Origin of the sequence: Dolichospermum sp. FACHB-1091 (assembly GCF_014697585.1) — a bacterium.
In the GTDB taxonomy this organism is placed as follows: domain Bacteria; phylum Cyanobacteriota; class Cyanobacteriia; order Cyanobacteriales; family Nostocaceae; genus Dolichospermum.
The window spans coordinates 56,760-69,785 of sequence record NZ_JACJSB010000007.1; the positions used below are offsets into that span (position 1 = coordinate 56,760).

General features: G+C 34.5%; 15 protein-coding genes and 1 tRNA gene. 12 read left to right on the forward strand and 4 right to left on the reverse strand.

Annotation, left to right across the window (positions count from 1 at the left end; translation table 11 throughout):
• Window positions 1-109 precede the first annotated feature (109 nt).
• The 5 genes from H6G25_RS06320 to H6G25_RS06340 all read left to right on the forward strand — a co-directional run bounded on the left by H6G25_RS06320 (window position 110) and on the right by H6G25_RS06340 (window position 4,568).
• On the forward strand, window positions 110-1,669 hold the full coding sequence (locus H6G25_RS06320) for a pentapeptide repeat-containing protein (protein WP_190391745.1): 1,560 nt from the start codon (window positions 110-112) through the stop codon (window positions 1,667-1,669).
• A gap of 61 nt (window positions 1,670-1,730) precedes the next feature.
• The gene (locus H6G25_RS06325; RefSeq protein ID WP_190391746.1) at window positions 1,731-2,819 is read left to right on the forward strand and encodes an ATP/GTP-binding protein; all 1,089 of its coding nucleotides are present in this window, start codon (window positions 1,731-1,733) and stop codon (window positions 2,817-2,819) included.
• Window positions 2,820-2,821: 2 nt separating this feature from the next.
• On the forward strand, window positions 2,822-3,511 hold the full coding sequence (locus H6G25_RS06330) for a DUF3226 domain-containing protein (RefSeq protein WP_190391747.1): 690 nt from the start codon (window positions 2,822-2,824) through the stop codon (window positions 3,509-3,511).
• 139 nt (window positions 3,512-3,650) lie between these two features.
• On the forward strand, window positions 3,651-4,235 hold the full coding sequence (locus tag H6G25_RS06335) for a Uma2 family endonuclease (protein ID WP_028091413.1): 585 nt from the start codon (window positions 3,651-3,653) through the stop codon (window positions 4,233-4,235).
• A gap of 72 nt (window positions 4,236-4,307) precedes the next feature.
• The gene (locus H6G25_RS06340; protein WP_028091412.1) at window positions 4,308-4,568 is read left to right on the forward strand and encodes a hypothetical protein; all 261 of its coding nucleotides are present in this window, start codon (window positions 4,308-4,310) and stop codon (window positions 4,566-4,568) included.
• A gap of 70 nt (window positions 4,569-4,638) precedes the next feature.
• On the opposite strand, the gene H6G25_RS06345 is transcribed toward H6G25_RS06340, so the two are convergent.
• Complete coding sequence (locus tag H6G25_RS06345; RefSeq protein ID WP_190391748.1) at window positions 4,639-5,547, reverse strand: pyridoxal-phosphate dependent enzyme; 909 nt, start codon at window positions 5,545-5,547, stop codon at window positions 4,639-4,641.
• 48 nt (window positions 5,548-5,595) lie between these two features.
• On the opposite strand from H6G25_RS06345, the gene H6G25_RS06350 reads away from it, so the two are divergent.
• The 6 genes from H6G25_RS06350 to H6G25_RS06375 all read left to right on the forward strand — a co-directional run bounded on the left by H6G25_RS06350 (window position 5,596) and on the right by H6G25_RS06375 (window position 11,287).
• Window positions 5,596-6,162, forward strand: a complete 567-nt coding sequence (locus H6G25_RS06350; protein ID WP_190391749.1) for a pyridoxamine 5'-phosphate oxidase family protein — start codon at window positions 5,596-5,598, stop codon at window positions 6,160-6,162.
• Between the two features lie 190 nt (window positions 6,163-6,352).
• Window positions 6,353-6,577, forward strand: coding sequence for an RNA-binding protein hfq (locus H6G25_RS06355; RefSeq protein WP_190391750.1), 225 nt, complete (start codon window positions 6,353-6,355; stop codon window positions 6,575-6,577).
• A 155-nt stretch (window positions 6,578-6,732) separates the two neighbouring features.
• Entirely contained in the window at window positions 6,733-8,688 is a 1,956-nt protein-coding gene (gene htpG, locus H6G25_RS06360) for a molecular chaperone HtpG (RefSeq protein ID WP_190391751.1), read from the forward strand.
• Between the two features lie 910 nt (window positions 8,689-9,598).
• Window positions 9,599-10,288 carry a hypothetical protein gene (locus H6G25_RS06365; protein WP_190391752.1) on the forward strand — a complete coding sequence of 230 codons (690 nt, stop codon included), beginning with the start codon at window positions 9,599-9,601 and terminating at the stop codon, window positions 10,286-10,288.
• Window positions 10,285-10,929, forward strand: coding sequence for a hypothetical protein (locus H6G25_RS06370; RefSeq protein WP_190391753.1), 645 nt, complete (start codon window positions 10,285-10,287; stop codon window positions 10,927-10,929). Before H6G25_RS06365 ends, H6G25_RS06370 begins: the two co-directional genes overlap by 4 nt.
• Window positions 10,922-11,287 carry a hypothetical protein gene (locus tag H6G25_RS06375; RefSeq protein ID WP_190391754.1) on the forward strand — a complete coding sequence of 122 codons (366 nt, stop codon included), beginning with the start codon at window positions 10,922-10,924 and terminating at the stop codon, window positions 11,285-11,287. Before H6G25_RS06370 ends, H6G25_RS06375 begins: the two co-directional genes overlap by 8 nt.
• On the opposite strand, the gene H6G25_RS06380 is transcribed toward H6G25_RS06375, so the two are convergent.
• The 3 genes from H6G25_RS06380 to H6G25_RS06390 all read right to left on the reverse strand — a co-directional run bounded on the left by H6G25_RS06380 (window position 11,284) and on the right by H6G25_RS06390 (window position 12,025).
• Entirely contained in the window at window positions 11,284-11,715 is a 432-nt protein-coding gene (locus H6G25_RS06380) for a hypothetical protein (protein ID WP_190391755.1), read from the reverse strand. The genes H6G25_RS06375 and H6G25_RS06380 overlap by 4 nt on opposite strands.
• Window positions 11,716-11,752: 37 nt before the next feature.
• Entirely contained in the window at window positions 11,753-11,932 is a 180-nt protein-coding gene (locus tag H6G25_RS06385) for a hypothetical protein (protein WP_190391756.1), read from the reverse strand.
• A 19-nt stretch (window positions 11,933-11,951) separates the two neighbouring features.
• Window positions 11,952-12,025: transfer RNA gene (locus H6G25_RS06390), tRNA-Pro, on the reverse strand.
• A 125-nt stretch (window positions 12,026-12,150) separates the two neighbouring features.
• Here H6G25_RS06390 and lipA point away from each other — a divergent pair.
• Complete coding sequence (gene lipA, locus H6G25_RS06395; protein WP_190391757.1) at window positions 12,151-13,020, forward strand: lipoyl synthase; 870 nt, start codon at window positions 12,151-12,153, stop codon at window positions 13,018-13,020.
• Window positions 13,021-13,026: the final 6 nt, after the last annotated feature.

Genomic DNA, 13,026 nt, shown 5'->3' on the forward strand with positions numbered 1-13,026 from the left:
GTGATTAGTGATTTGATAAATTTTTGGTAAAAATACATCCTTAACAAGTATAATATATTTGATCTACAGAATAGAGAATGTTATTTATTAAGTTAGTTTAAGGAGTTGTATGATTTCTAGTCAAGTAGAAATGGAAGATATGGAACTTTTAAAACTTTATAACAAAGGTGAAAGAGATTTTGGCAACTATAAGATTATAGGTTATACTTATACAAGAAGTTTTTACCCAACTTTTGCAAATTTATGTAATGAAGACATTAGAGGAATTAACTTAGATCATTCACATTTATGGTTAGCAAATTTGGAAAATGTAATTTTGGAAAATTCCACAATAAGAAACGCAGAGCTTTTTAATATAAAGTTAATAAATAGTAATCTTATTGGTGTAGATTTCAGTGGCTCAAATCTTGATCAAGCACAGATGAAAGGATCTGTCCTTCGTGCGTCAGTCCTCAGAGATGCAATTCTTGCATCTACAAACTTAAAAAATACAAATTTATCTGGTGCTGATTTAAGTGGTTCAGATTTACATGGTGGATATTTAGAAAATGCTAACCTTAGTGGTGCAAAACTGAGAGGTACAAATCTTGAAGGTATAAAATTAGAAAATACAGATTTCTCAGGTGCTGATTTAACAGATGCTTGTTTAGATCATACTTATTTAAAAGGTATGATTATTGATAATAATACCAAGATGAATCAAAAATATCATTTAATTTGGGAAATTACTAATAAAGAATCAGAAAATAGAAATCTCTCTGGAAAAGATTTAAGTAGAGCTAATTTATCAGGAGCGATCTTAATAAAAGCAGATTTTAGAGGAACAGATTTAACAGATGCAAATTTAACAGGAGCAGATTTAACAGATGCAAATTTGACAGGAGCAGATTTGACAGGAGCAGATTTAACAGGAGCAGATTTAACAGATGCAAATTTGACAGGAGCAGATTTGACAGGAGCAGATTTAAGAAGAGCAAAATTACAATGTGCAAATCTGAGAGGCGCAAACTTGAAAATGTCAAAAATTGCCAACGCTAATTTTGCAGAAGCAAATTTTTGCGATACTGATTTAAGTCAAACTCACAATAAACTTACTACTGTTAGCACTTTAAAAGATGCTTATTATAATGATGAAACTAAATTTCCTGAAAGACTTCATCCCACAAATGTACACAAAATTGCACAAAAAGCTGCACAAAAAATTTCACAAATGATTTGGTCAAATTATCAAGATCCTCAATGGATAAAGGAGTTGCTAAATAATAAAGGAGAACCACAGAAATATCCACCATCACGAGAAAAACAACAAGAATTTAAAGAAGAACTAATAAAAAAATATGGTTATAAATGTTTAATTAGTGGTTGTGAAATTAAAGAAATTATTGAAGCAGCACATATTATTCCTTATAGCAAGATTGAATCTCATGATGTAGCTAATGGCTTACTTTTGAGAGTAGATTTGCATAGACTTTTTGATGCACACTTGATAGCTATTCATCCAATAACCAGAAAAGTATTAATATCTGAACAAATAGCGAAAGACTATCAAGATATTAGAGGAATAAAAATAGCAAGTTGTTTAACTGGTGAAGATGCTACTAAACAACAGGACGCGCTAAGATATCATTATGAACAATGTAATTGGATAAATAAGCGACTTCTTGAATAATTCAGCGATCTGATATAATAAATTTAGTTATTATTTCTCTGTTATCTTCATTTAACAAACCATGCTAAAAAGTGTAAAAATAGAGAATTTTCGAGGTTTCAAATCTTTTGAACTTCAGCAATTAGGTAGAATTAACTTACTGGTTGGTGAAAATAATAGCGGTAAAACATCAATACTCGAAGCTATTCAGCTTTTATGTTCACGTTGTAATTTAGAAATACTGCGTGAAAGAATGAATAACCGCAGTGAATATTTTTATGATGATGAACTGAGGAGAGAAGGTGAAATTGGAAGAGATGGAGAACTTGATATTCGTCACTTGTTTTATGGTCACGAAATTGAACCAGGAAGTCAATTATCTATTATAGATCATAATCAAAATAAACTGACTTTATCCATAGAATTATCTCCTAGTGATGAAAAAATACCAGATGAACTACAAGAACTTCAATTTAGAGTTTCTTGGACTCCTGAATTAGCAGATGAAACTTTCATATTACCTTTATCATCAAATGGTGGACTTCCTGTATTTCATATACGTAAATTTCGTACAAATTCTAAAAACCCACGACCAAAAACACTATTTATTACATCATCATCTTTAAAAACAGATCAAATGATAGAGTTATTTAATCAAGTGGTACTAACACCTGATGAAAAAATTATTGAACAAGCACTGAATAAAATAGATTCAAAAATTCAACGTATTGCTGCGGTTAATCCTCAAAGATTAAGATATTCTCCATATTCACGCAATGGTTTTGTTCTACTTCTTGGAGATAGTAATCAGCGTGTACCAATTGGCAGTATGGGAGATGGTATTTGGCGAATTTTAGGACTCGCATTAGCTATAGTATCAGCTAAAGATGGTTATTTATTTGTAGATGAAATAGATACTGGACTTCATTTTACTACAATGTCCGGTATGTGGAAAATGATTTGGGATACAGCGAAAAGACTAAATGTCCAAGTTTTTGCAACTACACATAGTAGTGATTGTTGGCAGAGTTTAGCTGATATTGCAGAACAAGAAAATATAACTGATCATGGTATTATGATTCATAGAATTGAAAAAGATAAAGAAACAAGTATTGTCTTTGATGAATCTGAAATTGTCATTGCTGTTGAAGAAAATATTGAGGTGCGGTAGTCATGACGAATAATGATAAATCTAGAGTTCTTATTTTTAATAAAAAACTCATTGTTGAAGGTGAACAGGATAAGAGATTAATTCCAGAACTCATGGAAGCTAATGGAGTTCCTTGGACAAAAGGTAAAGAACCTGTCTATATCGAAGCTTATGGAAGTGATGAATTTATTAATAATAAAAAAATATCTACAAGATTGAAAGCAAGCGAATTAACTCATTTAGGTTTAATAATAGATGCAGATGAGAATCCTAAAGATCGTTGGCAAAGTATTAGAAATGCTTGTTTAAAGGTAGAAGCAATACAAAAAAGTATAGATAATCTTCCTGAACAAATGCCAGAAACAGGATTAATTATTAACATATCAAATGGCACAAAGTTCATAAAATTTGGTGTTTGGATGATGCCTGATAATCAAAATAGAGGGATGTTAGAAACATTTTTAGCTTACATGATTAAAGATGAAAGTGATCCTCTTTGGCAATATGCACAGGAAGTAGTGACAGAAGCAAAGACTAAAGGTGCAAAATTTATAGATGAACATATTGATAAAGCCTATATTTATTCTTGGTTAGCTTGGCAAAAACCCCCAGGAAGACAATTACATAATGCCATTCAGGAGGAAATTCTAAATCCACAACATCCTAAAGCACAAATATTTGTTAAATGGTTTAAGGATTTGTACGATTTGTAATTTCAAAATTTAAAGACAAAAATATCACCATAAATTTTTTGTCAAATCAAACAAACTGCTAGACTATAATTATAACTTAGTTGAGCAAGTAGAAGCGATCGCCTACATTGACAACCCATAAAACCTATAAATTAAAATTATGACCCTCGCACAAGAAACACGCTACTATTCACCCCAAGAATACCTAGAATTAGAGGTAAACTCAGAAATACGTCACGAATATATCAACGGATTAATTATACCCATGACAGGCGGAACACCCAATCACAACCAACTTGCAGGAAATTTTTACGCCATGTTAAATTTCGCGCTTAAACGTCAACCTTATCAAGTCTTTGTCACAGATCAACGTCTTTGGATTCCCAGCAGAAAAATTCATACCTATCCTGATATTATGGTCGTGAAAACTCCCTTAGAATATCAAGAAGGAAGAACCGACACCTTAGTAAATCCTGTAATGATTGCGGAAGTCTTATCAAAATCTACTAAAGGCTATGATAGAGATGAAAAATTTGCAGCTTATCGGACAATTCCCACCTTACAAGAATATATTTTAATTGATCAATACACAATCCACATTGAACAATATTTTAAAACCGATAATAATCAATGGATATTTTCCGAATTTACAGATGGAAATATCAACTTAAATCTAGCCTCTATTTCCTGTCAAATGACATTATCAGATATTTATGATAAAGTAGATTTCAACATACAAGAATAAACAACTCAATCTTTCTCTCTGCGCCTCTGCGTGAGATAATCATAATTCTAAATACCAAAGGAGTCAATAAAAATGAGTCGCATTAATCCCTATAGATTACAAATGCAAATTACCCAAATGTTCGCCCAAGGACAATCATTTTTTGCACTTACTAAAGTCCAAGATTGGTTAAAAGAACATAATCACAATCCTTTAGATTATGAGGTGATATTCCACAAAAAACCCGCACCTCCCGGTTCAAAAGAAGTCATGGTCATAGAAATAGAACTCAAACGTAAGGACGGACAACCTGTAGATTCTTGGTTACAACAACAAGCAAATTTACAAGCTTAATTCGTGAAAATTATCAATCTTCAATCCCTGCATTTTGAGAAAATCAGGGATGAAAAATTATCTATAAAAATTATCTAAATCCTCTATTACCTTGTAAACCTCCTGTATGTATTAATAGTAAAGATTCGGATTTGAAAAAACCTTGTTTGATTAAATCCATAACTCCATAAAACATTTTTCCGGTATATATATAGTCTAAAGGTATGTGATGTTGTTGTTGAAAATTATCACAAAATAGTTTTAATTCATCTTTTACTTGAGCGTAACCACCAAAATGATAATTACAAATTAGTTCCCAAGGTGCGGGAGAATTGACAGGTGTAGGTAAGTCAGAATTTAGATAATTTTTTAGTAAATTATTAATATCTTGATTGAGAAAATCACCACCTTTTAAAACAGGAAAACCAATCACTTTTTTTGGTTGATTTAATGATAGTGTTATCCCTGCTAATGTTGTTCCTGTACCACAAGCTAAACAAACAGTATTAAATTCTTTAATTGTTTCTAATATCTCTATACAACCACGCATACCGTTTAAATTACAACCACCTTCAGGAATAATAAATACTTTCCCAAATCGCTGTTTTAATTGGTTTTGTAATTCCTCTGTATGGCGTTGTTTATATGTCTGACGATCAATATACACTAATTCCATACCTTGTGTAACTGCAAATTGTAAAGTAGGATTTAAAGGGATATTTTCTTCTCCACGAATTACTCCAATAGTGCGGAAACCAAATATATTTCCTGCGGCTGCGGTAGCATAAATATGATTAGAATAAGCACCACCAAAGGTCAGAATTGTGGATAAATTTCTCTGTTTAGCTTCGACAAGGTTATATTTTAGCTTAAACCATTTATTACCGTTAATTTGGGTGTGCATGAGATCAAGCCGCAAGATGTATAATTTCACATTTGCTTTATCTGCAATTTGACTATTAATTTTTTGAATGAGTGGTGGAAAAAAAATTGACGACATTTCCAAAAAAGGTTATTATTTACTATAATAGTACCAAATAGCAAGTTTATGGCTAAAGTTTTTGATTTTATCAACGAAGAATTACAAAAGTTTATTATTACTCAAAAAATATTTTTTGTGGGAACTGCACCTCTGAGTTCTACAGGTCATGTTAACCTTTCTCCCAAGGGTTTAGACAGTTTTCGCATTCTTTCCCCCCACCGAGTTGGTTATTTAGATGTAACAGGTAGTGGTAACGAAACATCTGCTCATTTACAGGAAAATGGACGGATAACCTTGATGTTTTGCGCTTTTCAAGAGCCGGCTTGTATTCTCCGTCTTTATGGTCAGGGACAAACTATTTTACCAGATTCTCCTGACTGGAATTTTCTCTATCCTTTATTTCCTCCTCTTCCGGGAACTCGACAAATTATTATTGCAGATATTGAACGAGTACAAACTTCCTGTGGGTTTGGTGTTCCCCTCTATGAATATCTTGGACAAAGAGATACTTTAGTTAATTGGGCTAGTAAAAAAGGGGAAGAAGGAGTTAAGGAATATCAACAAAAGAAAAATCTTATGAGTATTGATGGCTTATCAACTCCTTTGAGTAAATCCCATAATTTAGGTGATTAATAAAATTAAAATTATGAATTACCAGGTAGTTAACCAATTGAATGAAATCCAAATTCCCCAACTTGTAGAATTATATGAAATTGGAACTATCTGTCATGTTCATCGGGATACCTCAAGCTTTGGTGTCGTTACCTTGATCTTGCGTTTTCCCCTTCTTTTTTGCTACCCCAACTCACATAAGGCGTAATGTATGACAATTAATCAATTTGATACATCTTTACCTAGCATTCGCCAAGTCCAGAAGTGGATTAGAGAAAAAGTGAAAGTTGAATTTAAGTTAATAACTGATGATTTAATCACGGGTCGGGTATTTTGGCAAGATCACAATTGTATATGTATTTTGAATGACAATAATGAGAATATTACACTTTGGAGACAGGCGATCGCCTACATGAAACCACTTATTGATGAGTAGTAAAATACCACAATTAATATAATTATTTAAAATCATCCTGATGGTAGTGTAATCCGAATCATAATTAACAGGTATTCCTAACCCCAAAAAAGATAAAATCACGGAAAATTGATTTTCATGAATTATCAGCAAGCAACCAAAACCGACGGATAACTATGCTAGAACAAGGTAACATCAGTATTCATACTGATAATATTTTCCCAATTATCAAGAAATCTCTTTACTCAGATCATCAAATCTTCTTGCGGGAACTGGTATCTAACGGGGTAGACGCTATTCAAAAGTTAAATATGGTGTCCCGTGCTGGTGAATATAATGGTGAAATTGGTGAACCAGAAATTTCCATTAGCATTGATAAAGACAACAAAACTCTCTCCATTACTGATAATGGTATCGGAATGACAGCGGAGGAAGTAAAAAAATATATTAACCAAGTTGCTTTCTCTAGCGCTGAGGAGTTTATTCAAAAGTATGAGGGAAAAGCAGACCAACCGATTATCGGTCATTTCGGTTTGGGTTTCTACTCTTCTTTTATGGTCGCCAAGCAAGTACAAATTGATACCCTTTCATACAAAGAAGGCGCACAAGCAGTACGTTGGACTTGTGATGGTTCTCCCAAGTTTGTTTTAGAGGAGTCTTCACGCACTACACGGGGAACTACAATTATTCTCAGCTTGGAAGGGGAAGAGGAGGAATTTTTAGAACCAGCACGAATCAAGAATCTTGTCAAGACCTATTGTGATTTTATGCCGGTTCCCATTAAAATGGATGGGGAAACTTTAAATAAACAAAAGGCTGCATGGCGTGATTCTCCCAGTAGTCTTACGAAAGAAGACTATTTAGAATTTTACCGCTATTTGTATCCTTTTCAGGAAGAACCCTTGCTATGGGTACATTTGAATACAGATTATCCCTTTGTAATTAACGGTATTCTCTATTTTCCGAAAATGCGTCCTGATGTAGATGTTACCAAGGGACAAATTAAATTATTCTGTAATCAGGTGTTTGTTAGTGACAATTGTGAGGAAATTATTCCTCAGTTTTTAATGCCGATGCGGGGTGTAATTGATAGCACTGATATTCCTTTAAATGTTTCTAGAAGTGCTTTACAAGGCGATCGCACCATTAAGAGAATAGGAGATTATATTGCCAAGAAAGTCGGCGATAGACTCAAAGAATTATACCGCGATGATCGCAAACAATACGTAACAGCCTGGAAAGATTTGGGAACATTCGTCAAATTCGGTGTTCTGAATGATGATAAATTCAAAAAACAAGTAGAAGATATCATCGTTTTCCGCACCACAGCTAAATTAGAAGCCGCAGCAACGGTTGAAGTTCAAACCGCTGAAGATGATGCTTGGCAAGATGTCACCTCAGCTAATCGTGTTAATTTACCATACGTTACTCTGAAAGAATACTTGGAACGTAATAAGGAGCGCCACGAAAATAAAGTATTTTATAGCACCGATGAAGTCAGTCAGTCCACTTATATTGAACTGCACAAAAATCAAGGTTTAGAAGTCCTATTTATGGACTCCTTTATTGATACCCACTTTATTAACTTCCTAGAACAAGAATATCGGGATGTTAAATTTACACGGGTGGACTCAGATTTAGATAATACCCTTCTAGAGGACAAAACTGGTGAAATTGTTGATCCTACGACCAACAAAACCAAAGGAGAAGTTATCAAAGAACTATTTGAGAAGGCGCTGAACAAGCCAAAATTGAACATCCGTACTGAGTCACTGAAATCTGATGACCCCCAAGGAACACCACCAGCAATGGTATTATTACCGGAATTTCTGCGTCGGATGCGGGAAATGACCGCTATGATGCAGCAGGAAACCGCTGAATTTCCTGAAGAACATATTCTGCTAGTAAATACTGCCCACCCATTAATTCAAAACTTGGTTAATCTCAATCAAGGTAGTATTATTCACAGTGATGGTGTATCGCCAACGAGTCAATTAGTGACAATGATTTGTCAGCACGTTTACGATTTGGCGCTGATGTCTCAAAAAGGCTTTAATGCTGATGGAATGAAATCCTTTGTAGAACGTTCTAATGATGTGCTAACTAAGCTAACGGAACAAGCAAGTAAATAACTCAAGTTGCTAGTTATCTGGTTGAGGCTGGTAATGGGTAATGGGTCATTGGTGAGTAATTTTCCCTTTTAATCCTGTAAATCCTTTGATCCTGGACATCCTGAACCAGACATTTTCCCTAACTAGCAACTTATGTGATTTAATGTAGGGGTCTTAGGGGTTATATTGGGTTGCTGGATATGATTCTCACCGAGTCGGCTATTCGGGCTTTAAAAAAGGGATTATTATTTTAACATCAGCTAAATATTTGAAACTTCCAATTATAAAGGTTGTAGAAAATAAAGATTTAATATTAGGACTTACGCACAAGTCACGGAATAATGAACCACGTTCGCGGAGCGTCCCGTCAGGGATAGGAACGAAGAGAACGAAGAAAAGAGGGTTTGAGAGATATTTTGCGTAAGTCCTGAATATAAAGTATTCATTTTGCTGAGTGTCCTAATTGTGGGGCTAGGTTTAAAGTTCCGGCTTTGTGGGTTGATGGTTGGTGTCAAAGGTGTTTTATGCCGTTTGGGGAAATGGTAGAACATCAGAAGAGAATTTAAGATATATTAAGAGCGTTAGCGTAGCTCATCATAGATATCCCTTGCCCTCTCCTGTAGATATGGGAATTTTGATATGCTAGATTAAGATTAAAAACTAGCGATATTAGGCTTGTAAGTCTATTATTACAGCCATTTCAGACTTATGGAGAATTGCCAGAGCATCAAGCCCTTGTTTAATATATATTTAAAATTCGTTGCAATTTTTCCGTAAAATGGTGCATTCTTAGGATGATATAGATATAGCATTGAGGCAGTAGCCGAGATTTTTTCCTTTGCTTGAGTAGTATTGGTACAACTGCTTGATAGGAAGGGATAGTATAGCTCTGCTTTAGCGTTCTTGGCTTATAGTGAGGTTGGGTTATCTAATGCTCAGTAAAAATGTGGAGGTTCGAGACTTTTCAATGGTGTTGGTGGCAGAAAACGCTAACCCATCTATTTTAAATCCTGACTTTTTGAAGTACAACCATATTGTACCTGATGACTGGGAGTTAGCAATGCCGCCAATCTGTACTCCTCCGGTGTCTCAAGTTGTTTATAAAAATGGAGTGAATATTGTAGCTCAACCAGATAAAATTTCATTTGGGGAGTTTATTGATACTGAAAAAATTTATAAAATACCAGAAATTAGTAGTAAATTTGTGGATGTAGTTCCTAATCTTAATTATCAAGCAATAGGAATTAATGTTAATGCTCATATTTTGGTTGAACAAAAAAATAAAGAACAAGATATTGTTTTAACTAAATTGATAGCCGCTGGTAAATGGAAAAATTTTCTAGGAAAATCTCCTCATACAGTTGTTCAGTTTGTTTATCAATTTGAAGACAGTAATTTCACTATTGCTATTCAAGAAGCTTTGATGCAAAATATACCTAATAATGAGCAAACACCAATTATGACTTTTGCGGCTAATTTTCACCGACAATTAATAGGTATTAATCTTCAAGAAAAAACCGCTCATCTCAAAAAAGTTATACAATCATATCAGTCTGATTTAAATAATTTTATTTCTTTCATTGAAGAAGATTTTTTAGTTGACTTCGAGGAACAATCATGAACAGAAACTCTTGGGGCAACATCTATATACAACACACACAGCAGCCTGATACTGCTTCCATCCGCAGCATTGGCAGACAGATTCCTATTATCTATTCTGTTACCTTTAAAAAGGCTGGCATTCCTCAGATTTCACCTGCTGCAAAAGCTGCATTAGTAAAATATTTATCTTTTAGTGGCGGTTATGCAATAAATAATGCCTCATTATTTATTGATTCGCGGAAACAAGAAGAATTCGATTGGCAAAAAAATAGAAATGCTTATCAAAGAATTATTCATTTATCAGATTTAGAAGATAAATGGGATGGTTATAATGCTCCTCAGTTTTCTAAACAGCAAATTGATTTATCCCTGACTCTTTACTCCCACCTTCGCAGCTATTCTATTGATAGAAATATTGATTTTGACAAGATAGAGCCATTTGTTGCTCCTTGCTCGGATGGTATGATTTTATTTGAATGGTCAGGTAAACGCTTTCCAAATAAGCAATTAGAACTTTATGTTCCTATTTCAGCGGAGCATCCTTTTGAATTTTTGAAGACTGAAGGTAATTCAGAAGTTGAAGGAGAGTTCAATTTAGATGAGTTGTATCCTATACTAGATTGGCTATTTAATTTTGATTACTTACTGATAAATGGCTAAACTTCATCAAGTTAACTCTTCTGATAAGCTGTTGAGATGGCTTCATCCTGGTCAATTTGATTGGGATGAAAAAAGGCCAACTTCAGCAGCTTTTAAAGATGATGAAATGTCTGTTGATATATTGTGTTTGACAACTATACAAGAAAGTTATGATAGAGCCAAAAAAATAGGTAAAAATGCTGTGGTTTCTATACCTGCGGAATTAGTTATAGAAAAAGGTCTAGAAGTAAAACATGATCCTGTTGATGGTAATGATGCTCATGCTGTAATTTTAGGAAAGAAAACTAAATCAATTGCTAAATTTTTAGCTACTAACTGTGAGGTAGAAATTTATCCGTCTGAAGATGAGCCTAGTTAATTGCTACTTTCCGGTTCTTTTCCTTCTTGTTCACGAGTAAGACTCAAAGAGTCAAAAGGATATGGAATATTATTTACACAAAAAGGATATGGAATATTAGTTAAATAAATTTGTACTAAAACTATATCATGAGCTTTAGGAGTATTTTTTGATGCTAATTTAGCAGAGGCTAACTTCACTTTGCGTTCTTGAGTATTTCCTTTGATGATGTGATTGTGAATTGTCTCATGAGTAAAACCTGATGTCTTATCTAACAATAAATCTGAAGAGTCTATCATACTTTCTAGGGAACAATCTGAAGTGAAATCATAGATAATTTCACCAGGAAATACAGTCGCTACAATAGAACAATCATCTTGTTTTTGCTCAAGATAAGTTTCTGAAAGAATTATCTTGTTGTTAATTTCAAAGTTGCAGTCAAGTTTCATCTGTTTTCTCCTTAACAATTAAAATACCGATGGTTAATTAGTTCACCGATTGTTTTTCTAGCTTAACCGCCAAATCTTGATAAATAACATCTAACCATACAGGAATCACAGCTTTACCTTCATCCAAAGATGCGTTAGCGAAGCGCGACCTAGGAATCGCTCTTTTCCTCTCAGATTCTACCAAAGAAAGCGAATCATCCTGTGATAACAACAACATATACTTCTTCCCCAGTAAATCGGGATGACTGGATTCGAACCAGCGGCCCCTTCGTCCCGAACGAAGTGCGCTACCAAGCTGCGCCACATCCCGCCATAGAAATGGTAATTTAAACCTATCATACCACAATTAGCAAAAAATAACAAATTTTTCTGCCGCCGGAGATGTCTTTGCTTGCTAGGATAAGACTTGTATAACTAAAATGGTAGAAGTAGACTGTGACTGTAAAACCGGACTGGTTGCGGGTAAAAGCACCTCAATGGGAGCGTGTTGGTAACGTTAAGGAGATTTTGCGGGATTTAGCCCTGAATACCGTTTGCGAAGAAGCTTCTTGTCCTAACATTGGTGAATGCTTCAATGCTGGTACTGCTACATTTTTGATTATGGGTCCGGCTTGCACCAGAGCTTGTCCTTACTGTGATATTGACTTTGAAAAAAAACCCCAAGCATTAGATCCCACCGAACCTATAAGACTAGCGGAAGCAGTCAGACGAATGCAGCTTAATCACGTCGTGATTACTTCCGTTAATCGAGATGATTTACCTGATGGTGGTGCATCTCAATTTGTTAAATGTATTCACGCTATTCATGATATTTCGCCTCATACTACCATAGAAGTATTAATTCCTGATTTATGCGGTAATTGGCAAGCTTTAGAGATAATTCTCCAAGCTAAACCAGAGGTACTGAACCACAATACAGAAACTATTTCCCGTTTATATCGTCGTGTGCGTCCCCAAGGTAATTATGAGCGGACTATGGAATTATTACAACGCTCCCGGCAAATTTCTCCTAAAACTTACACAAAATCTGGTATTATGGTCGGCTTAGGTGAAACGGATGCAGAAGTGCGTCAAGTTATGGAAGACCTCAGAAGGGTAGATTGTGATATTTTGACAATTGGGCAATATCTCCAACCTACTCAAAAACACTTGCAGGTATCTGATTTTATTACACCAACACAGTTTGCAGCCTGGCAAACTTTTGGAGAAGAATTAGGATTTTTACAAGTTGTTTCTTCACCATTGACAAGAAGCTCCTATCATGCAGAGCAAGTCAGAGAATTAATGAAACGTTATCCAAGGTAACCCCTG